This window comes from Flammeovirga pectinis, from assembly GCF_003970675.1.
Taxonomy (GTDB): Bacteria; Bacteroidota; Bacteroidia; order Cytophagales; family Flammeovirgaceae; genus Flammeovirga; species Flammeovirga pectinis.
Genome location: NZ_CP034562.1, coordinates 2,487,175 through 2,512,334 on the forward strand (window position 1 = coordinate 2,487,175; position 25,160 = coordinate 2,512,334).

Below are 25,160 nucleotides of genomic sequence, written 5' to 3' on the forward strand. Positions count from 1 at the left end.
TAGCTATTTATTTAAATTTTCACCACTACAAACATTTCTATTTTCGATACCGTCACCTACATATCTGTTCCATTCTTTATCCGTCATTTCCTTTCTTGGCATTAACGAACAAACATTTTCAGACAGTGTTGGAATATCCAATGCGTACCTTCTAAGTTCATGACCAGAAGTTCCTACATACAATGTATTTCCATGATTGGCAAATGACGCTTCTGATGCCCATGAACCTAAATCATTTAGAATAATTGGCGATTCATTAGTTTTACCAATTGTAACATTCCAAATACGAGCAGAACCATCTAAAGATGTACTCACTAAACGCTTTCTATCATTATCAAACTTTAGTGAAGTTACTCTAGTATCGTGCCCTTGTAAATTATCTATTTCGGAACCCGTTATTCTATCCCAAAGGATTAATTTACCATCTTCAAAACCAAGAGCAACCATTTTACCATCTTCAGAAAATGCCAATGCTGTCCCTGCAACCCCTTGATCCGCATAAACAACCGTTTCGGTACAAGTATTATCAGTACAGAATTTAGATGTAGAACCCTTACTGTTCATTGCCCAAAGGCTCCCATCTAAATTTGAAACAAGAATTTTATTAATTTGATTTTTTACTTTAGCAAACTCAGAAACTGCAAAAGATTCCATATCTACAGAATAAATTGTTGTTCCTTGCCCTGCTACAAAAAGTCTATCACCATATTTATCAAATGATCCAGTCCATAGCTTTCTACTAGAAACTTTAATTTCTTTTATAAGTTTGAAATCTGGATAAGAAAATACATTTACTTTACCGCTTTCTGTAAAAATTGCAGCTATATTTTTCTCTTTTGAAATTATTAAACCTCGAACAACTCCATTATCTTTTGACAAGACTTCCGACGTAAGGCTTTCATCACCCCATTTCCTTAAAGTTCCGTCAGAACCAGCTGAATACAAAGCAGAAACATTTTGATCATAATATAATGTTCTAACATAATCATCATGACCTTTCATAAGGTTAAAATCATCCCCTTTAAACCCTTTTACTGCTTGATATAGACCTTGAAAAACATCAGGGTTTGGAGAAAGACCTCTATACTCTTCATTAAACACGTGTGCTTGTGAAGCAAGTAATCCTTTTTGTTCTGGATCTTTTAATTGTAATGATTTTACTGCTAATGCTTGTGCAATAGAAAGGAAACGTAAAGTATCTGCAGATGCTTTCGCATTATCTGCTTCACGTTTTTGTTCTTCTGCCTCTTGAGATCTTTGATCTGCTAATTGTGCAGAAGCAACGGCCTCCTCTTTTGCTTGTTCCGCACTTCGTTTCTGAATTTCCGCTTCTTTTTGAGCCAAAATTGCAATTCGAGACTGCTCAATCGCCTTATTTTTCTGGTATTCTGCAGAGTCTTTTGCCTGTTGTGCAAGTAACGTTTGTAATTTCGCTTCTTTAGCGGCCTCTTCTGCTTTTAACTGTTCTGCTTCGGCTTTAAGTAATGCATCTTCTGCTGCTTTAGCACTTTCATTTGCTTTTTCACCAAATTCTTTGGCTTCTATTGCCGCAAGTTCTGCATCTCTAGTTTTTAATTGAGCAAATATTACTAACATTATTGCTCCAATTGTAGCTGCTGCTAAAATTAATGCAATAACCTTTGTACGCTTTACTATACGCTTTTGTAAACGTTCTTTTACACGTTGTTCTTCTTCATATTCTTCCTGAGAAGTCTTTAGAAAAGTTACCGTGCGCTCATAAGAAGGCTCATATTGAACTGCCCATGATAAGTTTGGCTGAAACCTTTCTCTCCACTGTATAGCAATATATAAATCTGGCGGACGCCATAAACTCGCTTTACCTTGTTGATATAAAGAAGCTGCCTCAGAAAGTCGCTTATATATCTTTACTGCCTCAAATTCTTCATCTACCCAATCTCTGCAGCGTATCCAAACACGCATTAAAGATTCATGAGAAATATCGATTACAGTATTAGAATCAATTGTAAAACGTTGATCTGGCATTAATAGAGTTCTACCAGAAGTTCTGAACCTATCAACTATACACGTAACAACTAACTCTTCTGTTTCTGCAATTGCAGCTAATTTTTTTAATTTTGTAGGACGCCTAATTCCTCTTCCATCATCACCTTTTTCCGTTAATGCTTTAAAAAGTTTTTCACAAATTACTTTTTCTTCTTCTGTTAATTCTCTGTAAGCTTCATCAGCATGTTGTGATAAAGCCTCAGCCATACCACCAATTGCTTCATAATGATGAACATCAATACCTTCATTATCATTAGAATGAGCACTCCAATATTCCCAAGTACGCATCAATGCATGTTGCATAATTGGTAATTGATCTTGGGTATCCCCCAAATCATTTAAAAGGCGTTGGAGTAATCTGGCACTAATTTTTGCACCTCCTACAGACACAGGACCAAGAACTGCTTCTTGCTTCTGCTCTCTAGTCATTTGAGGTATTAGATAATGACTTTCATTTATTAAATAGGTTAGTTCAGGGAAACGAGCACAATCACCAATGTAATCTGAACGCATTGTCATTACAACAAAAATGGGCACCTTACTTTGCTTTGTTGCTTCTACTAGAAGTTTAACAAAAGCAGATGCCATTCCTACAGAAACATCTTCAGATTCTAATCTTGAGAACCTAAATAATTCTTCGAACTGATCTATTAGTATTAAGAAATTATCCTCTTCTTCTTCTTGGAGGCGTTCAACAAGGTTTACTAAACCCTTTGAACTACTTAATAACATTGTTATTGCAATATTAAGCAGTAATTCCTTTTCTTCGTCTGGTTTTTCTTTATATGATCTTGTAGACTCTAATACGGCAAGTGCTAGATTCTTAATAGGGTCTGTTCCTGGTCTTGAACTAGATATATTCCATGAAGAACCTTGCTTCTCCATAAAACCACCTTGTAAAGCTGGTATTAAACCACAATATATAAGTGATGATTTACCACTACCAGAGGCTCCTAATGCTGCTACAAACCTGTTTTTCTCTAATCTCCAAAGAACTTCTTCGGTTTGTCCGTCTCTACCAAAAAATAAGAAAGTTTCATCCGTACGGAATGGTCTCAATCCTGGGAATGGATTAAAATCAGCTCCTAAAATAAGCTTTTGTGCTTCTGTATTTGTGGATGAGAATGAATTCATGTATTTGAGTAAAAATAGCTAGTCGTTAAAATTACAACTTTATTCTGAAAGTGAAGATAAAAAACTAAGTAAATCATCCGAAATCATTACATCATCATTGGTAAATACACCAACTGAGTGATATAATGGGTTCTCATCTAATAATTTAGTTAACCTAGTAGCTGTACTGTAATTAGCTGTAACTACTGCTTTTATATTTAAAGGCTCTTTTCGTCCAAGCCCTGATGCTCTTAAATTATCCTGAAGTTTAGCAATAATCCACTCTTCAGGCGCTTTGTCTACAAATACAATTGTGCTATTACAAATTTGTAAATGTCTTTGGTGCTGTCTTCTCATCATTTTAGCACCTTGACCGGTACCTAAACTTAACACACCAAACCCCATTGTAGACAAACGTTGTCCTAACCCTGTTGCAGATTCAGTATCGGCAACATCGCTCATTATGTAGACTTTCTTTTTATAAAATTCATCAATTTCTTCATAATCATCTCCTTTATCGCCTGCACGTAATTCGTTATGAAGAATTGTCTTGAACCTCTCTAGATCTGTCTTAAAAGTATACGTTTGCTCGTGCTCATCAATATTCTTCAGTAATTTTTCAATATAAAATTTCCTTTTATCTGAAAAAAATCGAATTGCAGGCGGTACCCATACAAATTTCTTTATTCTATTATTATTCTGTTTAACATATGTTTCTGAAACTTTTTCTTGCCATTCTTGAAAAGAATAAGATTCATGACCTATATCAACTCCTTCACGTCCTCCTGCAAGATGAATTGCGATACATGAATTATCAAGATCTTTCCATTGTAACCTTGTAAGTTCATCTGTATCATAAGAATAGTCTCTTTTGGGGTAAATTTGAAAACCATATGCTTTCAAATCTCTTTTTAACAAAAGTCTTTCCATTCTTAGATCATCCGTAACTTCTCCCAGAAAAACGTTTGCTTTATAGTCCCTATTGTTCTTCTCATCAAAAATATCTAAAGCTAGATCAGAAATCACTAACCAAAAATACACCCGATAACCTTCATCTAAAGGAATAGTTAAAGTAACCTGCTTTCCAATTCTTGTCTCATATTTAGATAGATAATAAGACTTTAAAGGTTGCAAAGACTGTGGCTGATTGTGATATCCTAAGCTATCAACTAATAATTTATAATTTTTTTGTCCTTCGTTAAGAGAAACATCTTTCAAATCAAGATCACCGCCAAGTAACCAAATAACAGCATCTGCTGTTGGGTTAGCTTCAATGCCAGAAGTTACTTCCATAGTAATAGAAGTTGCTCTCATTTCTTTGAGAGATACTTGAATAGCATCTGCTATTAAATAACCTAATTCTTGGTCTACTTCAGGATTTACGGGATCAGAAGCTATACACACAATTTGTATATGCATAGGGATTTTATGAGTGTTTAGTTTATTGAAAAATGAAATTTATACTTATAAGCTTTAAAGAACGTGAATTATTTATAAACAATCGTTAACATAAAGGGTTAAACAAAAAAATAGCGATCAAATTATACATTTGATCGCTAAAGTTATATTTCTGAAATATTTAATCTACACTAATTCTGTACTAGATAGAGAATTTAACAAACTCATATCTTCTTCTGTAAGTTCAAAATTAAATAAGGCAGAGTTCGATATTATATGTTCTCTAATTTCTGCTTGAGGTAATGACACTACTCCATTTTGGAGCACCCATCTTAAAACAATTTGACAAGGGAAAACATCATATTTTTCTGCCAATTTCTTCACTTCTTCTAGTTCTAAAACTTCTCCATGTTTTAAAGAACCAATTGATATTACTTGAATACCATTTTCTTTACAGAATTCAATTATATCATGATCTACATGTAAAGGATTGTATTCTATTTGATTTACAACAGGAAAAACATCAGCATTAGCAATAAGTTCTTTTAGTTGTGCCACATTAAAATTGCAAACTCCAATCGCTCTCACTCTACGCTCTACATAAAGTTGCTCTAAAGCCCTCCATGATTCTTGTATTTTCCCTTCTATAGGGTGCTGTATTAACACTAAGTCTAGATAATCTAGCTTCATGTTATTTAGTGTTCTGTTAAATGCTGTAATCAATGGCTCAAAACCTTGATCTCTGTCTGCTATTTTTGAGGAGACAAACACTTTTTCTCTGTTCATTTTAGAAGAAGCTATCGCTTCTCCGAAACCTACTTCGTTTTGATAGTTTGCAGACGTATCAAAATACTTATAACCAATTGACAGTGCTCTTCTTGTTGCATCAGCAATTGCTTTTCCTTCTTCAATGTGCGATACATTCATTCCTAGGTAAGGAATCTTTACTGTGTTTCTTAAAGTAAAAGTACCGTTCATATCGAAGATATTTACTTTTTGTGTGTTGATGTTTATCATTGCCGTATTGGTTGTGGTCTTGTTGTTTTTATTACCTAAGCAATTTCAGACAATATTCATTAATAAATGTTGACATACATCAGTACACTTTAGAAGCTTTTGTCAATAATTGTACTTTTTACCCCACATCAATTGTAATCGTTTTAACATCTCCTGTTCCCTACTATTTTTCTTTGGTATAAATAACGGCTCACCTTCTAGTCCTTCTGGCATATACTCCTGAGAAATAAAGCCTTGGGGATCATCATGAGGGTAAATATACGCGTCTGCATACCCCAATTCTTTTAGTAACTGTGTAGAAGCATTCCTTAAGTGCAATGGAACGGGCAAATCACCAGTATGTTTCACTATTTTTTGTGCCTTACCAATAGCAGCATAAGCGGCATTACTTTTAGGGGAACATGCTAAATAAGTAGTTGCTTGAGAAAGTACTATTCTACCTTCTGGCATTCCAATGTACTGAATTGCCTGCATACAATTATTTGCTACTATTAAAGCCGTAGGATTTGCATTCCCTACATCTTCAGCTGCAGAGATAATCAAGCGTCTTGCAATAAATTTAGGGTCTTCTCCTCCTTCAATCATTCTAGCCAACCAATACACGGCTGCATTTGGATCAGATCCTCTAATAGATTTAATAAGGGCAGAAATGATATCGTAATGATTCTCTCCTTTTTTATCATATCTGACCGCCTTTTGCTGTGCAACTAAAGAAACCAATTGGTCTGTTATCTCAATTTCACCAACTGCGTTAGGTTTTGCTGCTTCAATAGATAACTCTAAAAGGTTTAATAATCTTCGAGCATCGCCTCCAGAATACCTTAGTAGATCATTATTTTCTTTAATTGATATGTTTTTTTTCTTGAGAACGACATCCTTTTCTAAAGCTCTATCAATTAGCAATAGTAGATCTTCCTTCTTTAAGGGCTCTAAACAATATACTTGGCTTCTTGATATTAAAGCCGAATTAACTTCAAAAGATGGGTTTTCTGTAGTAGCTCCTATCAACACCACAATACCTTTCTCTACAGCATTCAATAACGCATCTTGCTGCGACTTACTAAAGCGATGAATCTCATCTATAAATAAGATTGTTCCATAAGCATAGCTAGCGTCCTTTATCACTTCTCTTACATCTTTAACACCGGCACTTACTGCACTTAAAGTTTTAAAGGGTCTTTTGGTTGATTCAGCAAGTAACCTCGCTAAAGTTGTTTTACCAACTCCGGGAGGTCCCCAAAGAATCATAGATGGAATTGTTTTACTTTCCACCATTCGTGTAAAAACGCCATTTTTTGATAAAAGATGCTGTTGCCCAACTACTTCAAAAATAGTTTTAGGTCTCAATCTCTCTGACAAAGGTGCTACTACCATAATTAATGTTTATAATTTGATTAAAAATAAACATTACATGTCAAATAAATAAACATATTTAATAAAATTGGCAAATAAAAAAGGCTCAGAGAAATTAAATTCACTGAGCCTTTCCTTATTTAAGCTACTTAAACTTACTATCCTTTAGAAGAATAGTTAGGTGCTTCTCTTGTAATTGTTACATCGTGTGGGTGAGATTCTTTCACACCTGCACCAGTAATTTTTACAAATTTAGCATCTTTAAGTTGCTCAATAGAACCAGCACCACAGTAGCCCATTCCGGCTTTAAGACCACCAACTAATTGGTAAAGTACTTCTTCAACACTGCCTTTGTAAGGCACACGTCCTGCAATTCCTTCTGGAACTAATTTTTTAATATCATCTTCAGCATCTTGGAAGTATCTGTCTTTAGAACCTTGGTTCATTGCTTCAACAGATCCCATTCCTCGGTATGCTTTAAATTTACGTCCTTCAAAGATAATCATATCTCCAGGAGCTTCATCTGTACCTGCTAATAATGAACCAATCATTACAACATCAGCACCACCTGCTAAGGCTTTTACTAAATCTCCTGAAAAACGAACACCTCCATCTGCAATAAACGGAACACCTAGCTCTCTTAAAGCTGCAGCAGCTTCGAAAACAGCAGATAACTGAGGTACACCAACACCTGCAATAATACGAGTAGTACAGATAGAACCTGGACCTACACCTACTTTCACACCGTCTGCACCAGCTTCAGCTAGTGCTCTTGCACCTTCTTCAGTTGCAACGTTACCTACGACAACGTCTAAATCTGGGAATTCTTTCTTTACTTTCTTAAGAGCGTCTATAACACCTTTAGAGTGACCGTGAGCTGTATCTAAACCGATAACATCTACACCTGCTGCCACTAATTCTGAAACCCTTTCCATTAAGTCTCCAGTTACACCAACTGCAGCACCAACACGTAAACGACCATATTGATCTTTACAAGCGTTTGGTCTATTCTTATTTTTAAGAATATCTCTGTAAGTTACCAAACCAACTAATTTGTATGATTTACTTACGATAGGAAGTTTTTCAATTTTATGCTCTTGAAGAATATCTTGAGCCTCATCTAAAGTAATTCCATCAGCCGCTGTGATTAAGTTTTCACGCGTCATGATTTCTTTTACTGCAACACTTAAGTCTTTTTGGAAGCGAAGATCTCTGTTGGTTAAAATACCAATTAAGATGCCTTCTTCGTCGATTACTGGAATACCACCAATCTTATATTCCCTCATTAATTCGTTTGCTTCGAATAATGTTTTGTTCGCTGTAAGGGTAACAGGATCTAAGATCATACCGCTTTGCGAACGCTTGACTTTTCGTACTTGGGAAGCCTGTTGTTGAATTGTCATGTTCTTATGAATGAAGCCTAAACCTCCTTCTAAAGCCATAGCAATTGCCAAATCAGCTTCGGTAACTGTATCCATCGCCGCAGACACTAAAGGAATGTTTAATGCGATGTTTTTCGTTAACATGGTTTTTGTAGTCGTTTCTCTCGGAAGGATTTGAGAAAAACCTGGTCTTAATAGCACATCATCATATGTGAGTGCCTCGTACAAAACTTTACTTGGATCGATAGCCATTTGAAGCAAATAATTTAACTGTGATTATTTGCGGTGCAAAGTTAGAACTATAAACGGATATCCAATCAAAAAAGTGATAATATTTCTTGAATAAATGATTAAAAATCAAAAGGGTACAAAAAAAGGACACACCTTGTCGATGTATCCTTATTTTTGTGTGGGACGTATAGGATTCGAACCTATGACCCCCTGCTTGTAAGGCAGGTGCTCTAAACCAACTGAGCTAACATCCCAATACACATACGTGAATTGGTGGGACGTATAGGATTCGAACCTATGACCCCCTGCTTGTAAGGCAGGTGCTCTAAACCAACTGAGCTAACATCCCGAAATAATAAATCAAATGTGGGACGTACAGGATTCGAACCTGTGACCCCCTGCTTGTAAGGCAGGTGCTCTAAACCAACTGAGCTAACATCCCAATCACTTTACGTGAATTGCGTGTGGGACGTATAGGATTCGAACCTATGACCCCCTGCTTGTAAGGCAGGTGCTCTAAACCAACTGAGCTAACATCCCAATACACTTGCGTGAATTGTGTGGGACGTATAGGATTCGAACCTATGACCCCCTGCTTGTAAGGCAGGTGCTCTAAACCAACTGAGCTAACATCCCGAAATAAATATGTCAAAAGTGGGGCGTACAGGATTCGAACCTGTGACCCCCTGCTTGTAAGGCAGGTGCTCTAAACCAACTGAGCTAACACCCCAATACACTTAATGTGAATTGTGTGGGACGTATAGGATTCGAACCTATGACCCCCTGCTTGTAAGGCAGGTGCTCTAAACCAACTGAGCTAACATCCCAATACACTTACGTGAATTGGTGGGACGTATAGGATTCGAACCTATGACCCCCTGCTTGTAAGGCAGGTGCTCTAAACCAACTGAGCTAACATCCCGATCATTACATTAAAATAGACACCGTTTGTGTCATTGCGAGTGCAAAGGTAAGCGTAGATAATTTATATCCAAACTATATTTTGTAAAAAAAATATAACAACTTAATTTTATACTGAATTTCAAGAGTATAGAATCTAAATAAATTCTATACTCTTTTAAAATTCTTAGTTATTATTAAGCTTTGCAAATACTTTTCCAGCAATCGTATCACCGATAGCTAGTGAAGAAGTTGCCGCTGGAGACGGTGCGTTTAATACATTTATCATCCTTGATTCTTCTACAAATAAGAAATCATCTATTAACCCTCCATCTTTATCACATGCTTGAGCTCTAACTCCTGCTCCACCTTTCTTTAAATCAGATTCTTTTAAATCCGGTAAAAGACGGCGAAGTGCTTTTGTAAATGCCGATTTGGAATAAGAGCGGTACATTTCTCCAATGCCAGTTGGCCAATATTTTGAGGCTATCTTAATAAAACCTTTCCATGTAAGCGACTCAAAAAGTTCTCCTACATTGATATCAGTTTTCGTATACCCTTCTCTCTTGTACGCCAATACTGCGTTAGGTCCTGCTTCAACACCTCCATTAATCATTCTTGTAAAATGAACTCCTAAGAACGGGAATGAAGGATCTGGAACTGGATAAATAAGGTTTTTAACTAGGTAATGCTTATTTGGCTTGATTTCGTAGTATTCTCCTCTAAAAGGGATAATTCTAACATCCAATTGCTTTAGTGCTAATTGAGCAATTCTATCACTATACAAACCTGCACAGTTAACCACCAAATGAGATCTAAAAACTCCCCTAGAAGTAGCAACTTCAGCTCCAATACTTCCTAAACGAATATCTTCTACTTGGTGACCAAATTTTACTATACCGCCAAAACGTTCCGTAAAAACTTCTTTATATTTCTCCGTAACTTCTGTATAATCTATTATACCTGTTTGTGGAACGTGAAGTCCTGCAATACCTGTACAATAAGGTTCATACTCTTTAATTTCCGAAGAAGATAATTTCTTTAAATCCGTTAGTCCATTTTGAATACCTCTTTCATATAAGGCATTTAAATTTTCTAATTCTTTTTGATCAGTAGCAACAACGATCTTACCACACAGGTCGTATTTCACGTTCTCCTCATCACAAAATTTTATCAGCTGGTTATAACCATCAATACAATTCAACGCTTTATGACTACCTGGTTTGTAGTATAAACCCGAATGAATAACCCCACTATTGTGTCCGGTTTGATGTTTAGCAACGCCCTCTTCCTTTTCCAGTACAAGTACTCTTAACTCAGGAGATTGCTGTTTAATTTTCATTGCAGATGCCATACCTACAATTCCAGCACCTATGATGATTACATCATACACCATGGTTAAATCTATTTATTAGTTTAAAATAACAATGAGTTGCAACTAAAAAGTCACAACTCATTTTTTATATCATATCAGCAATTAAACTGCTGTTTCTTTCTTGAATAATTCAACAAAAGCAGGTAATTCTAACATACCAATATCGCCTTCGCCTTTTCTACGTACCGAAACAGAATTTCCTTCCATTTCTTTTTCACCTACAATTAACATGTAAGGTGTTTTTTGTACTTCAGCATCACGTATCTTACGTCCAATTTTTTCTGCTCTTGCATCTACAGTTCCTGTAAATCCTTCTTCTTCTAACATAGACATAACACCATAAGCGTAGTCGTTATATTTATCAGAAACAGGCAACAATGTAAATTGTTCTGGAGCTAACCATAATGGGAAATTACCACCTGTGTGCTCAATTAAGATCGCAATAAAACGTTCCATTGAACCAAATGGAGCTCTGTGAATCATAACAGGACGTTTCATAGAATTATCAGAGTCTTTGTACTCTAATTCAAAACGTTGTGGTAATTGGTAATCTACTTGGATTGTACCTAATTGCCACGATCTCCCTAATGCATCACGCACCATAAAGTCAAGCTTAGGACCGTAGAATGCTGCTTCTCCGTACTCAACAACAGTGTTAAGTCCTTTTTCTGCAGCTACTTCTTCAATATCCTTTTCTGCTCTATCCCAATCAGCTTCGTTACCAATATATTTTGCACGATCTTCTTTATCTCTTAATGAGATTTGTGCCATATAATCTACAAAACCTAAAGATTTGAAGACATACAATACAAGATCAATTACTTTAGAAAATTCTTCTTTTACTTGATCTGGACGACAGAATAAGTGAGCATCGTCTTGAGTAAAACCACGTACCCTTGTCAGACCATGTAATTCACCACTTTGCTCATATCTATATACAGTACCAAATTCAGCTAAACGAATTGGTAAATCTCTGTAAGAGTGAGGGCGTGAACGGTAAATTTCACAGTGATGAGGACAGTTCATTGGTTTCAATAAATACTCTTCACCTTCGTTTGGAGTACGAATTGGTTGGAATGAATCCTCTCCGTATTTAGCATAGTGACCAGAAGTTACATAAAGATCTTTTGATCCAATATGTGGAGTAACCACTTGTTGGTAACCTGCTTTAGCTTGTGCTTTTCTTAAGAAATTTTCTAAACGCTCTCTAAGAGTTGCTCCTTTTGGTAACCATAATGGCAAACCAAGACCAACACGTTGAGAGAATGTAAATAAATCAAGTTCTTGACCTACCTTTCTATGATCTCTTTTCTTTGCTTCTTCAACACGTTCTAAGTATTCATTTAATTCCTTTGCTTTAGGGAATGTAATACCATAAATACGTGTAAGCATTTTATTTTTCTCGTCTCCTCTCCAATAAGCACCAGCTACACTAGTTAACTTAATAGCTTTTACAAAGCCTGTATTTGGAATATGAGGTCCACGACATAAATCTGTAAATTCTCCTTGCTTGTAGAAAGTGATTGTACCATCTTCTAATCTTTCTAAAAGATCAAGTTTGTAAGGATCTTCTTTTTCTTCAAAATATTTTATGGCATCAGCTTTAGAAACATCAGAACGCAAATACAGGTTCTTTTTCTTAGCCAATTCTTTCATCTTCTGTTCAACCTTTGGTAAGTCATCAGAAGAGAAATCATAATCCATAAAATCTACATCATAGTAGAAACCATTTTCGATAGAAGGTCCAATACCTAATTTCACGCCTGGATATAAAGCCTCCAATGCCTCGGCCATCAAGTGAGCTGATGAATGCCAAAATGTAGATTTGCCATCCGTATCATTCCACGTTAATAATTTTACATTTGAGTCTGCGGTTAAAGGTCTGGTTGCATCCCAAACTTCACCATTAACCTCAGCGGCTAATACGTTTCTTGCTAAGCCTTCGCTTATACTTTTTGCAACATCTAAAGAAGTTGCTCCGCTTTCATACTCTCTTACCGAATTATCCGGCAATGTAACTTTAATCATTGTGGTATAAGATTTAAAATGTTATTCTCCCATTTGTGTCCCTACAACTGGCCACAAAATTTGCTGTGAGAATTTTGAATCGCAAGCTACAATTTTACTCGTTTTAATCACACAAATTATAGAAGAATAAGCGTTAATTAGTCTGTTTTTTATAAAAAATTGTTTAATTATTTCTGATACTTAAGGCAATTACTTGATATCTCAATAATTGAACTCGATTAGTTGTTAAACATTTATATAAACCACTAATTTTCTTCAAAAAACGATTTAGAAACTAAAAAGTCATAGTATTCTATTTAACTTTTGATAAATTCGCGTACATTTTTTTACATACATCAAAATATAATCAAGCTTTAGACACTACGCTATACAGTCAAACACATGCAACATTTAAACGATATTTTAAGCCTTATAGATAGTTATATTGGTGGGTCCTATTGGTTCGTAGCCTTACTATTACTAACAGGTTTATTTTTTACTGTCTACTTACAATTTCCACAAATTCGTTTCTTTAAACACGCAATAGATGTGGTTAAAGGTAAATACGACGAAAAAGATGATGAAGGAGACACTTCTCACTTTCAAGCTCTAGCAACTGCTCTTTCTGGAACAGTTGGAACAGGAAATATTGCAGGTGTAGCACTTGCAATTCATTTAGGTGGACCTGCAGCACTATTTTGGATGGTAGTTACTGCCTTTTTTGGTATGACAACAAAGTTTGTAGAAGTAACATTATCTCATAAATACAGAGAAAAAACGGCAGATGGTACAATGGCAGGTGGCCCAATGTATTTCATGAAAAACAAGCTAAACATGAATTGGATGGCTGTTTTATTTGCTATTGCTACAGTATTATCTTCTTTTGGAACAGGTAATTTACCACAAGTAAATAGTATTGCTTCTTCTATGTTTGCCACTTTTGGAGTGGAACAATACATTACTGGAGCAGTATTATCTGTAATGTTAGCCTTTGTAATTTTAGGAGGTATTAAGAGAATTGCTTCGGTAACAGAAAAATTAGTTCCGATTATGGCTGTCATCTATTTTATTGGATGTCTAGCAGTTATTTTCTATAATTTTGAAAATATTCCTAGTTCAATTGCAAGAGTAGTAGGTGATATTTTTAGCGGTACATCTGCAACAGGTGGTTTCTTAGGTGCAACATTAGCTTTTGCTTTTAATAGAGGTGTCAATAGAGGGTTATTCTCTAATGAGGCAGGACAAGGTTCTGCTCCGATTGCTCACGCATCTGCAAAAACAAAGGAGCCTGTATCAGAAGGTATGGTTGCTATTTTAGAACCATTTATAGATACAATTGTTATCTGTAGTTTAACAGGTTTAGCATTGCTTTCATCAAATGTTTGGAGAGAAAAAGTTGACAATACTTTTCAACAAACAGATATGCAAGTTTTAAATACAGTTTACGACGATAGCAAAAACAACCCTAATAACGACAGAGAGAAGTTAGCTTATCATATTAGTGGAGAAGAAACTCTTCCTGTTTTTGATGGAGAGTTAAATGTTGTAAACGGTACAATAAAAAATACAGTTACTTTAATTCATGCTCGTTCTCTTGCTGAGGATGTAAAAGTTACTTATCAAGGACAGCCTTATTCTGGCCATCTAAAAGTAACTAAAGGTAAAGTACAATGGAAAGATGGGTTAGTAATAACAGGTAAATCTTTAATACATAGTGCTCCTCTTACAAGTTTAGCATTTAGTAGAAGTTATTTTGGAGAATATGGTAAATACATTGTAACAATAGGTCTTTTACTCTTTGCCTTCTCAACGGCTATTTCTTGGTCGTACTATGGAGATAGAGCCATGACTTTCTTATTTGGAAGTGCTTCTGTTAAGTATTTTAGAATTGTATATGTTGGAGCTTTCTTTATCGGATCTTTTGCAGATACTACTATAATTTGGACTCTCTCGGGCATTACAATTGCTCTAATGACTATTCCTAACCTTATTGGTTTATTAATTTTAAGGAAAGACATGAAAGATAGTTTAAATACTTATTGGGATCATATGGAAAATAAATTCGGCATCAAGAGATAGCATAATTTATATCTACAAATACAGAGAGGTTCTATTGATTAAATTCGATAGAACCTCTTTTATTTTTGAAACTTTTGAGCTATATCTTTTGGTGAATAGCCAAATTTATTTTTAAAAGCCAAAGAAAATTTTGACACCCTAGAAAAACCTAACTTCCTTGATACCTCTGTAATTGAATAAGATTGAGACGTTAATAATATACGCGATGTTTCTAATTTATAATCTAAATGGAATTTATGAACTGAAGTACCAAAAACACTATTAAAATCTCGTTTAAGCTTAGATACTGATATCCCATACTGTTTACTTAAATCTGTTAATGAAGGAGTTTTAACATTCAACGATAGTAACTCATTTTTTATAGTTGACATTAAAATTAAATCATCAGGATGAATAGTTTGATTTGGTTTTTCTAAACGTTCTCGATCAATAACTCTATCTAAAAAATACGCTAAGCATTCAATCACTTTTGAAACGATAATACCATTTTTTAATATTCTTGATCCATGCTCTTGATTCATTATTTCTTTTAAAGATAAATACACCTTTAACGGAACGATATCAAAAACTGCCCATGGATTTTCTTTGTTAAAGACTTCTCCAATATAATTTGCTAAAAAAGACAACTTGTTATGATAATAATCTTTGGAAATTCTTACTGAAACCCATTCAGCTACATCTCCTACTTTATAATTGATTATTAATGGTATTCCAGTTGAGTAAATTGACATTCCGTTATCGTTACTTTGATAGTCATATACATCATCTAATAGCTGTATAGTATCACTCGCTTTATAATTGAACTTGAAATAAATATAATTATCAATTTCACTCCCTTTTACAATATATTCAGTATCAACAAAGAATTTTATTTTATGAATTATTATTTCAATCCCATCAAATGGCTGAAGAACGTTGAAGGTTAAGTTTAATGAAGAATTTTCAACTACTATCTGATTATCAACAGTTTTCACATTATAAATTTCTTCTAACTGCCTAAATAAGGTAGTTGACGAACCTTGAATAAATTCTATTCTTTCACTCATAGTCATTTTGATCAATTTGAGCTTATTCGTGCCCTTTTATGAACTAATTAAAGAAAAACACATACTAAGATAAGCGTTAATAAAAATAGAATTAATTATTCATTTAATCACTACAAAAAGGTTATGAAAAAAACTATATTTTCTATTTTAATTGGACTCATGTCAACACTTAGTTTTGCTCAATTTGAATCCAATAACGGCGTACCAACCAAACAAGAAAGCAACGCATTATATGATCAGATGGACTTACAAAGAGCTACACAACTCTATTTATGGGCCATACCAACTATTGGAGAAAAAGGTTGGGAAAACGCAAATATTGATGCAGGAGCTAGTAACGATGGGCAATTTGTACTTTACACCGGAAGAGAAGGAGTAGCTGGTATATTAACTCCAAACCAAACTGTGCAGTATGTAATTGCCTTTTATGATTTCAATAAATTAGGACCTGCTGTTTGGGAAATACCTAAAGGAAAAACTGCGGGCTACGTTGCTGATGCTTGGCAAAGACCAATTATTGATTGCGGTATAACTGGTAATGATAAAGGGCAAGGCACTAAATTATTAGTTATAGGACCAGGACAAGATGTACCAAGCGACACTAAAGGGTACACTGTTGTGCATTGCCCTACTTCAATTGTTTGGTTTGGTACTAGAAATATGGAAGTTGACCAGAAAGAAAGACGTAGAGTAAATAATGAATTCACTGCTTACCCACTAGATCAACCCAATCTTAAAGGTAGACCAATGCTAGAAAAAAAAGGGGATGCTTTTATTCAAGCTCAACCTCACGGTATGTTATTTTGGGAAAATCTAAATGAAGTAATTCAAAGAGAAGTTGTACAAGAAAGAGATCGCTTTTTCTTAGCAATGCTTAAAAATTTAGGTATTGAGAAAGGGAAACCTTTTTTACCAAACGAGCGTCAAAAAAGAATTCTTATTGAAGGTGAAAAACTAGGATACCAAATGGCTATCAATAACTCTTTCCGCAAAAGGGTTGAGAAAGGAATTTGGTGGGATGATCCTTCTAATAACTGGAGAGTTGCACTTGTAAATAATGCCAATCAAAAAACTGAGTACTATGATCAATTAGATGAAAGAGCCTCTTGGTTTCATGAAGCAATTGGTTCTACAAATGCAATGGTTTGTTCAAAGCCAGGTCCAGGTTCTGTTTATGTAGGACAATATTATGATGAAAACAACAAAGGCTTTGATGGTGGTGGAAATTATATTTTACATATACCAAAAGATGTTCCTGCTAGTCAATTTTGGTCTGTTTGCATTTATGAATCACATAATAGAATTTTAATTCCTAATGGAACTGATAAGTCAGAAGTAAATTCGAGTAATAATCTAGTCCAGAATAAAGATGGTTCTTTCGATGTTTTCATTGGACCAAATTGCCCTAAAGGAATGGAGAAAAATTGGGTTAAAACTTTAGAGGGTCAAAATTGGTTTACATACTTTAGAATTTATGGACCTCAACAAGCTTGGTTTGATAAAACATGGAAGCTTGATAACATCAAAGAAAATAAATAGCAAAAAAGAAACGCCCAATATCTAATCGATATTGAGCGTTTCAACTTTATGAGTAACATAAAGCACGTAAACATGAGGCTAATCATGCTCACGATTTCAACCAGCTATGAAGTCCAAAGGATAGAAACATAATTTCATCTTTTGGTATTCAAATATATAATATTTTTTAAACAATACCTTTTAATTGTTAATAAGATTTTAATAATGAATGTTAATTTTTCTTGTTAAAGTATAAAATTAGCTTCAAAAAAAAAGAAGTTGTACAACACTGTACAACTTCCTTCTATTATCTCAATGTAACAACAGTCACTCCTGCTCCACCTCTATCTGGGTGATCATCTGCTACATTTTTAATTCCTTTAAATGTTCTAAGGTGATTACGAACCACCTCTCTTAAAGCTCCTGTACCTTTGCCATGTACAATCCTTACAGAAGTTTCTCCAAGCATAATTGCTGAATCCATAAAGTCATCTAAATCATACATTACCTCTTCAGCTCTTTTTCCTCTAAGGTCAAGTTGAGATTTAAAATCGACTCTTTTTTGCGTTATGCTAGAAGCTGCACTAACACCAATTGATTTTTCTCGAACTTCTTTTCTAAATTCTTTCTTACTAATTCGTTCAAGGCGATTTAACTTCACTTTCGTTCTTAAATCACCAATTATAATTTCAGCTTCTTTAGGTGATAAAGAAATAACTTCGCCAATAGTTGGTTGTCCTTTTACTCGAACAGCATCACCGATGGTAATTGTCCCCCCTATCACTTCGTAAGAAACCTCTTCCTTTTTAGCTTTATCATTGCCTTTTGTTGGCTGATTACTTACTCTAAAGTTTTCCATGTTTTGACGAAGCTTTTTAGTTTTCTCCTTTTCAGCATTCGACTCACGGATTTCTTTAATAGTATGTTCAATCTTTTTATTAGCAGTATCTAAAACCTTTTGAGCGTCTTCTCTTGCTTTATTTATAATTGATTGCTTCTTATTCTGAAGCTCTATTGATCTTATTTCAAATTTTTCTTTGGCAGATTTTAATTTCTGTTCTAAACGACGTACCTCACTATTCTTCTGAGAAAATTCCTTCTTCTCTTCTTCAAGATTACGAAGTAATTCTTCCATATTAATCTTTTTACGCCCTGCCTTATGTCGTGCTATATTAACTACCTTTTTAGGCAAGCCAATTTTTTGTGCAATTTCTAAAGCAAACGAACTACCTGGCTGGCCTTGCTCTAATTTATACAGTGGTTGTAGTTTCTCAACATCGTAACGCATTGCTCCATTTTGTAAACCAACCTCTTTTTCTGCATAAAATTTCAGGTTAGCGTAGTGAGTTGTAATACAACCCCACATTTGCTGACGGTTCATTTGTTCTAAAATTGATTCTGCAATCACTCCACCTAATTCTGGTTCAGTTCCAGACCCAAATTCATCAATGGTTATCAAAGATTTCTCACTACCCTTTGTTAGCATTGCTCTCATATTTGTTAGATGAGAAGAATAGGTAGATAAGTCATTTTCTAATGATTGATCATCGCCATAATCCATCATTATATCTTCAAAAATACCCATTTTAGATCCTTCTACCATTGGTACTAACATTCCACATTGGAACATGTATTGTACCAAAGCAACTGTTTGCATGGCAATTGATTTACCTCCTGCATTCGGTCCAGAAATAATCAAGATTCTACCACGTTCCTCGTCAAGTTCAATTTTCTGACGTACTACTTGATCTTGTTTACTTTGTTCCATAAACGACCAAAGTAAAAGTGGATGAGCAACATGATACCATGCAATTAAAGGCTCGTCTACAATTACAGGTTTAATTGATTCCTGAATCATTGCAAAATTTGCTTTTGCATTAATAAAATCAATAATTCCTAAGTAATTATTTCCTTTTTTAAGTCCAGGTATTTGAGGTCTAATTTTATTAGTAATCTCAGTAAGAATACGAATAACTTCTTGTCGCTCTCTTAACTCAAGATCCTTAATTGAATTATTGAGTTGTAATAATTCTTGCGGCTCAATAAAAACTGTTTGCCCTGTAGATGATGCATCATGAACAAAACCCGTAACATGTCTTTTATGTTCTGCAGGAACTGGAACAACAATACGGCCTTCTCTTAAAGTAGGAATTGCATCATCTTTTGCATAACCACTTTTTTTCATCTGCTGTAAAACAGATGCTGTACGTGATCTTAAACTAGATAATTCTTTAAGTAATGCTTTCCTTATTTGTACTAATTCTGGAGATGCATTATCTCTAATTTTTCCTTTATCATCTAATATCATGTCGATATCAGATAAAATCATAGGATTAAACTCTACTACTTCGCTCACTCTAACCAATTCTGGGTATAGTGTCGGGTCTGCAGTATTAAAGAAAGTAAGACAATCTTTTAAAGTTGTAAAAGCTGTTTTTAAATCAAACAGTTCATCTTCTAATAGAAAAGCGTTTATTATTTCAGCTTTATCAAGGTAGTTTTCTACGTCAATAAACCCAGAATGAGGGAAAGATTCTCCCGAAGCATAAATACGTACACACTCATCTACTTGAGCAATACGTTGTCTAATAAAACGAGGATCAGAAGTAAAACGCATTTTATCTACATAACTACGCCCAACTGCTCCATTACATTTATCCTTTAAAATTTCTCTCAGTTTATCGAAACCAAGTTTCTCTTCTAAATTTACTGGATATAACATTTATATATTTTGAATTATAAGTAACCACTACTAGCTACTTCTTAGTATCATAATTTGAAATTGCACCTTATTGTAAAGATTGATAACTAAAAGATAGATCAATTGATTTAAAAAAGTACAAAGTATTTTTAACTGTGTGCACAAAGATCATAAATTGAAACGAATTTATAAAGCACAAAAAAGGACTCCAACGAGCCCTTCTTCAATTATCTTAAATTTTCTTTCATATCTTCAATCTCCTTCTCCAATTTAGCATACCATTCTGCACCATATTTAGCTGTAAATGGTCCTTTTAAAAACTTGTAGACAGGAACTTTTAATTCTTTACCTAAAACACAAGCGTCAGAACAAATTTCCCAACGGTCATAATTAACAGCGTCGTAAGCATCATATTTTGTAATTCTTGCTGGGTAAAGATAACAGGAGATAGGTTTTCTATATTCAATCTTTTTATCAAGAAATGCTTTCTCAATAGCACAATGTAAATACTTTTTATCATCGTAGATTGCGTATGCACATTCTCTATTATTAATAGTAGGTGTAGAAAAATCGCCTTCAAAGTCTTTAATATACTTCCCTTGTTTTTCTACTTCTGCAATACCTTCTGGAGACATGTAAGGCTTAACCTTTTCATATACAGATTCAATTTGTTCTAGTTCATCTTCGTTTAGAGGAGCACCTAAGTCACCTTCAACGCAACATGCACCTTTACACTTATCAAGATTACAAACAAATTCTTCCGACATCATGTCGTCACTCAATACTACTTTATCTACTACAATCATTTTCTTTCTAGTGCTTAATTTTTTTCTGAGTACAAAAAACGTATTTATTTGATAAACAAACGACAATTATCTCGTTAACTTTTGAAAAGGCATAAAAAAAGGTGGATAAGTTAAACTCATCCACCTAAATATTCTATTAGAAGTTTCTAATTATACAGAAACATTATTCTCTCTTAAAGCATCGTTTAGAGATGTTTTTCTATTAGTACTTTCTTTACGTTGACCAATAATAATAGCACAACCTACAGAAAATTCTCCTGCTGGGAATTTCTTAGTATAGCTACCAGGAATTACAACAGAACGTGGAGGTACATAACCTTTGTATTCTACTGGTTCTGGACCTGTAACATCAATAATTTTAGAACTAGCAGTTAAAGTTACATTTGCACCTAAAACAGCTTCTTTACCAATATGAACACCTTCTACTAGGATACAACGAGATCCAACAAAAGCACCATCTTCTATAATTACAGGAGCAGCTTGTACTGGTTCTAATACACCACCAACGCCAACACCACCAGAAAGGTGAACATCTTTACCAATTTGTGCACAGCTACCAACAGTTGCCCAAGTATCTACCATAGTACCAGAATCAACATAAGCTCCAATATTAACGTAAGAAGGCATCATAATTACACCTTTATTTACGAATGAACCATATCTAGCAATTGCATGAGGTACTACACGTACACCTTTTGCTGCATAATCAGTTTTTAATGGAATTTTATCATGGAATTCGAATGGACCAACCTTAATTGTTTCCATTTTAGCAAGAGGGAAAAACATAATTACTGCTTTTTTAACCCACTCGTTAACTTGCCATCCATCGGCTATTGGTTCAGCACATCTTAATGTACCTTTATCTAATTCTTCTACAGTTGCTTTAACTGCATCAATATATTCTTGTTGTTCTAATAAAGCACGGTCATCCCACGCTTGCTCAATCAATTGTTGTCTAGTCATAATCTAACTGTAATCTCTTTTATGAGATGTGATAATATTGTGAAAACTCCCAATAATGGTATTAGGAATCGCAAAAGTAATTAATCCAAATCAATTTTACATAAGGACAAACAAACTAAACAAAAATATCACACCATGTTTTAAATAAAACTATTTGTCATAAAAAAAACGAGTAATCTTTAAATTACCCGTTTCTTACTATAATTAGTACTTATATATCCATTTAATAGTAGGTCTAATAAGATTGATTAATTTTCAGAATACTATTTAAGAAACCACTTTTTGTTCTTTCTCAAAGATCTCCCAATCTTTCTCAAACTTCTCTACTACAGAGTCTGTGAATTGATAATGATGAAGCATTTCTGATTGAGGTTCTAAAACTGCTTCTACTTCTTCTACCCAATCTTCTTCTACTACAGCAACAATTGCAGAGCTACCGGGTTTTAGAGATTTCTTGATGTCAGTTAATAAATCATTTGGAATTTTTAGAGCGTCACTGTTTACCCAGCCTGCTAAAGCTCCTACTCCTAAGCCCGCTGCTACAGAACCTGCAAATACTTCTGCTGCAAATAATGCTGCTCCATAAATTGCACCAACAGGGCCAATTAACATTCCTACTAAACCACCTACTACTGCTCCCCAAAAGGCATCTCTCCCTTCGGTATCATGGATAGTAGTTTTACCCGACTCAGATTTACTTACAACAGTGTAAGCCTTCAAGTCTAGTTCATCTTGCTTTTCTTTTTTAGAAAGCACACTAAATTCGTGGTCTGCAGTTTTTTCATTTTGATAGATTGCGACAATTAGTTTTTTGTAAGATTTCATTTCGGTAAAGTTAAAAGTTAGATGATATGTATTTTTTACACTTACAACTTCGTTAACTTTTACCACTTTTTAGATGACCGTCGTCACCTAATTAACTTCTTTAATCATTGTAATTCCTTGGCTATCAACCACTCTATCAACAACTTCCCAAGTAGCTTTTAAAATTGCTTCATTTAATTCAACAATCATATCTTCATTAAAAGGAGCTGGAAGTATTACATTTTGTTCTTTTGGGTAAATTGGTAAAACTGCTTCACTCTCGTTATGTATTCTATCTAATGCAGAAATTAAATAAGTGTATTTTTCTAGATCTAAAGATCGCTTATCAATATAAGAAGATACGTTACCAGATAGTATACACAGTATTTCCCTTGGGTCATTAATGTTAGGTAGTTTACCCGCTTTTGTAGAATAGATAACATAACTTGTTGCTAAATCTCCATCCTCTGCAACTAAAGAATTTTGCCATTTTAATTCTATTCCCTCATCTCCTACAGCTATTGATGGCTTTTCTGGTGGATTAGGATTTGTACCATCAATCCAAGGCATTAATGGTAATAATGCAGGCACCTTATAAATATTTTTTAGAGAATCTGCCATTCCTCCTTGGTTATAAAGTAGTGATGTTGAATTGTAAAAAACACTACCATGTATCTGTTCTGATGATCTTGTATGATACAATTGAGAAGGCATTTCTGAATTATCTCTCCATCCTTTTTCTAAACTTGTCTGCACTCTGTAAGTTGCATGCCCTGCATAAAGATGTCTCCCAAATGAGTTCTCTGACCACCATGTAATCAACTCTTTAAAAGGAATATTTCTATGTTTTGTACTTTGATACGCCTGAGGTGCTACGTAATCAATCCATCCATTTTGTAACCACAAGCGAACATCCGCATATAAATGATCATATGATGTATAACCCGACCTTGTTGGTGAACCATTTTGATCGTCTCTTACATTTCGCCAAACTCCATAAGGACTCACTCCAAATTTTAACGATGGTCTTTTTTCAATAATTAAAGCATGAATATCTTCTATGAATGTATTGACATTTGCTCTCCTCCAATCACGAATACTCTCATTACCTGCTCTATATTTTCTGTAAGCTGCTCTATCTGCCTTAATTTCACCATGGTCTGGATATGGATAGAAGTAATCATCAAAATGTAAAGCATCTATATCATAATTAGAAATTATTTCTTCTATTACAGACTCAATATATTTTCTTGCTGCTGGAATACCAGGGTTTAGAATAGCCAAATTATGGTATTTCAATATCCATTCTGGATGCTTTTTGTAAACATGGTCTGAAGACACTTTTACAGATTGAATGTTTGTAACTGCTCTAAAAGGATTTACCCAAGCATGAAATTCCATTCCTCTTTTATGTGTTTCAGCAATCATGAATGCCAAAGGATCATAAAATGGTTTAGGCGCCTCTCCCATCTTACCCGATAAAGAAGAACACCAAGGCTCTATATTACTCGGATAAATAACATCTGCACTTGAACGTACTTGTACAATTACTGCATTTATACCTCGCTTCTGATGGAAATCTAATAACGAGATAAAATCCTCTTTTTGCTGATCTGCAGAATCTTTTTCGCTATAAGGCCAATCAATAGCATTTAAAGTTGCTACCCATACACCCCTAAACTCTCTTTTTTGAACCGACGTTTCTTGTGCAAAACATAAGGAAGATGCCGTTAAAAAAATAATATTTAAAAAAAAATGCCTCATCTGTAATGATTGTTGTAGTTGGAAGTAGAGGGATAGAAAGTTTTTAATAAATTTGCTGTATTGACAAAAATAGTAACATGCAGCAAAAGTTGAACACAAATCTAAATTTAATCTATATTTTTTTATTTTTAACTATTGGATTTCAAGGTTGTGAATTCTTTGGACTTGACAAAGAATTAGATGACCTAACAATTCAAGATTTAGAATTAGAATCTACAAGTAAATTTTTATACCTCACACCACAAGGTGAATGGCATGACCCCGTTGGCATAGAATACCTTAATACAAGAGATAGTGTTTTTGATAAACTCTTTCTTGATTATAATAAAACAAAAAATGCCGACTTTCAGAGGCTTACACTTTCTGTTGATTTCCCTTCAGATTCTTCTTTACTTTCATTAGATTCTATTGAAGTTTTTATTGAAAATGCAAAAGATGAAAAGTATAAGCTCGGATATTTATATGATATTCCTAACACCACTACCGAAAAAAGCTTAGACCTCATTATTGAGAATAACGCATCTGTAGTCGGAAATATTTTAAAAGACTCTGTAGTATATTTTAAACCAAGGTTTCATTTTAGAATAACTGTAAGAAGTGATTCGATGAAATTTAAGGTGCAGGGTGATTATTCAATCACTGGACAATAATTAAAAAAGATAATCTATTAAGGTTATC

General features: G+C 34.4%; 16 protein-coding genes and 8 tRNA genes. 3 read left to right on the forward strand and 21 right to left on the reverse strand.

Annotation, left to right across the window (positions count from 1 at the left end; all coding sequences use genetic code 11):
• Positions 1 to 3 precede the first annotated feature (3 nt).
• The 15 genes from EI427_RS09850 to thrS form a co-directional block, all read right to left on the reverse strand.
• Positions 4 to 3,159 (reverse strand): nSTAND1 domain-containing NTPase, encoded by a 3,156-nt coding sequence (locus tag EI427_RS09850; RefSeq protein WP_126614131.1) that lies wholly within the window; start codon positions 3,157 to 3,159, stop codon positions 4 to 6.
• A gap of 39 nt (positions 3,160 to 3,198) precedes the next feature.
• Complete coding sequence (locus tag EI427_RS09855; protein ID WP_126614133.1) at positions 3,199 to 4,557, reverse strand: hypothetical protein; 1,359 nt, start codon at positions 4,555 to 4,557, stop codon at positions 3,199 to 3,201.
• A 165-nt stretch (positions 4,558 to 4,722) separates the two neighbouring features.
• Positions 4,723 to 5,553 carry an aldo/keto reductase gene (locus EI427_RS09860; protein ID WP_126614135.1) on the reverse strand — a complete coding sequence of 277 codons (831 nt, stop codon included), beginning with the start codon at positions 5,551 to 5,553 and terminating at the stop codon, positions 4,723 to 4,725.
• Between the two features lie 102 nt (positions 5,554 to 5,655).
• A complete protein-coding gene (locus EI427_RS09865; RefSeq protein WP_126614137.1) occupies positions 5,656 to 6,927 on the reverse strand; it encodes a replication-associated recombination protein A in 1,272 nt (423 codons plus the stop codon).
• Positions 6,928 to 7,064: 137 nt separating this feature from the next.
• The gene (guaB, locus tag EI427_RS09870; RefSeq protein WP_126614139.1) at positions 7,065 to 8,540 is read right to left on the reverse strand and encodes an IMP dehydrogenase; all 1,476 of its coding nucleotides are present in this window, start codon (positions 8,538 to 8,540) and stop codon (positions 7,065 to 7,067) included.
• 158 nt (positions 8,541 to 8,698) lie between these two features.
• Positions 8,699 to 8,773: transfer RNA gene (locus EI427_RS09875), tRNA-Val, on the reverse strand.
• 17 nt (positions 8,774 to 8,790) lie between these two features.
• Positions 8,791 to 8,868 (reverse strand) — tRNA-Val (locus EI427_RS09880).
• A gap of 18 nt (positions 8,869 to 8,886) precedes the next feature.
• Positions 8,887 to 8,961 (reverse strand) — tRNA-Val (locus tag EI427_RS09885).
• Positions 8,962 to 8,984: 23 nt separating this feature from the next.
• Positions 8,985 to 9,059, reverse strand: a tRNA-Val gene (locus EI427_RS09890).
• 21 nt (positions 9,060 to 9,080) lie between these two features.
• A tRNA-Val gene (locus EI427_RS09895) sits at positions 9,081 to 9,155 on the reverse strand.
• 19 nt (positions 9,156 to 9,174) lie between these two features.
• Positions 9,175 to 9,249 (reverse strand) — tRNA-Val (locus EI427_RS09900).
• Positions 9,250 to 9,271: 22 nt separating this feature from the next.
• A tRNA-Val gene (locus EI427_RS09905) sits at positions 9,272 to 9,346 on the reverse strand.
• 17 nt (positions 9,347 to 9,363) lie between these two features.
• Positions 9,364 to 9,441, reverse strand: a tRNA-Val gene (locus EI427_RS09910).
• A gap of 165 nt (positions 9,442 to 9,606) precedes the next feature.
• Positions 9,607 to 10,812, reverse strand: coding sequence for an L-2-hydroxyglutarate oxidase (lhgO, locus tag EI427_RS09915; RefSeq protein WP_126618377.1), 1,206 nt, complete (start codon positions 10,810 to 10,812; stop codon positions 9,607 to 9,609).
• Between the two features lie 84 nt (positions 10,813 to 10,896).
• Positions 10,897 to 12,822, reverse strand: a complete 1,926-nt coding sequence (gene thrS, locus EI427_RS09920) for a threonine--tRNA ligase (RefSeq protein ID WP_126614141.1) — start codon at positions 12,820 to 12,822, stop codon at positions 10,897 to 10,899.
• A 381-nt stretch (positions 12,823 to 13,203) separates the two neighbouring features.
• Between thrS and EI427_RS09925 the strand changes: the two genes are divergently transcribed.
• Positions 13,204 to 14,880 carry an alanine/glycine:cation symporter family protein gene (locus EI427_RS09925; protein ID WP_126614143.1) on the forward strand — a complete coding sequence of 559 codons (1,677 nt, stop codon included), beginning with the start codon at positions 13,204 to 13,206 and terminating at the stop codon, positions 14,878 to 14,880.
• Positions 14,881 to 14,939: 59 nt separating this feature from the next.
• Here EI427_RS09925 and EI427_RS09930 read toward each other — a convergent pair whose 3' ends face one another.
• The gene (locus EI427_RS09930) at positions 14,940 to 15,926 is read right to left on the reverse strand and encodes a helix-turn-helix domain-containing protein (protein ID WP_170178440.1); all 987 of its coding nucleotides are present in this window, start codon (positions 15,924 to 15,926) and stop codon (positions 14,940 to 14,942) included.
• A gap of 123 nt (positions 15,927 to 16,049) precedes the next feature.
• Between EI427_RS09930 and EI427_RS09935 the strand changes: the two genes are divergently transcribed.
• Positions 16,050 to 17,465 carry a DUF1214 domain-containing protein gene (locus EI427_RS09935; RefSeq protein ID WP_126614147.1) on the forward strand — a complete coding sequence of 472 codons (1,416 nt, stop codon included), beginning with the start codon at positions 16,050 to 16,052 and terminating at the stop codon, positions 17,463 to 17,465.
• A 286-nt stretch (positions 17,466 to 17,751) separates the two neighbouring features.
• On the opposite strand, the gene EI427_RS09940 is transcribed toward EI427_RS09935, so the two are convergent.
• The 5 genes from EI427_RS09940 to EI427_RS09960 all read right to left on the reverse strand — a co-directional run bounded on the left by EI427_RS09940 (position 17,752) and on the right by EI427_RS09960 (position 24,482).
• Positions 17,752 to 20,166 carry an endonuclease MutS2 gene (locus EI427_RS09940; RefSeq protein ID WP_126614149.1) on the reverse strand — a complete coding sequence of 805 codons (2,415 nt, stop codon included), beginning with the start codon at positions 20,164 to 20,166 and terminating at the stop codon, positions 17,752 to 17,754.
• Between the two features lie 206 nt (positions 20,167 to 20,372).
• Complete coding sequence (locus EI427_RS09945) at positions 20,373 to 20,951, reverse strand: DUF3109 family protein (RefSeq protein ID WP_126614152.1); 579 nt, start codon at positions 20,949 to 20,951, stop codon at positions 20,373 to 20,375.
• A 150-nt stretch (positions 20,952 to 21,101) separates the two neighbouring features.
• Entirely contained in the window at positions 21,102 to 21,914 is an 813-nt protein-coding gene (locus EI427_RS09950) for a 2,3,4,5-tetrahydropyridine-2,6-dicarboxylate N-succinyltransferase (RefSeq protein WP_126614154.1), read from the reverse strand.
• A 267-nt stretch (positions 21,915 to 22,181) separates the two neighbouring features.
• A complete protein-coding gene (locus EI427_RS09955; RefSeq protein ID WP_126614156.1) occupies positions 22,182 to 22,739 on the reverse strand; it encodes a DUF1269 domain-containing protein in 558 nt (185 codons plus the stop codon).
• 87 nt (positions 22,740 to 22,826) lie between these two features.
• Positions 22,827 to 24,482 (reverse strand): glycoside hydrolase family 10 protein, encoded by a 1,656-nt coding sequence (locus EI427_RS09960; RefSeq protein ID WP_126614158.1) that lies wholly within the window; start codon positions 24,480 to 24,482, stop codon positions 22,827 to 22,829.
• A gap of 77 nt (positions 24,483 to 24,559) precedes the next feature.
• On the opposite strand from EI427_RS09960, the gene EI427_RS09965 reads away from it, so the two are divergent.
• Positions 24,560 to 25,132: a hypothetical protein gene (locus EI427_RS09965; RefSeq protein ID WP_126614160.1), complete on the forward strand. Its 573-nt coding sequence runs from the start codon at positions 24,560 to 24,562 to the stop codon at positions 25,130 to 25,132.
• The last annotated feature ends 28 nt before the right edge of the window (positions 25,133 to 25,160 follow it).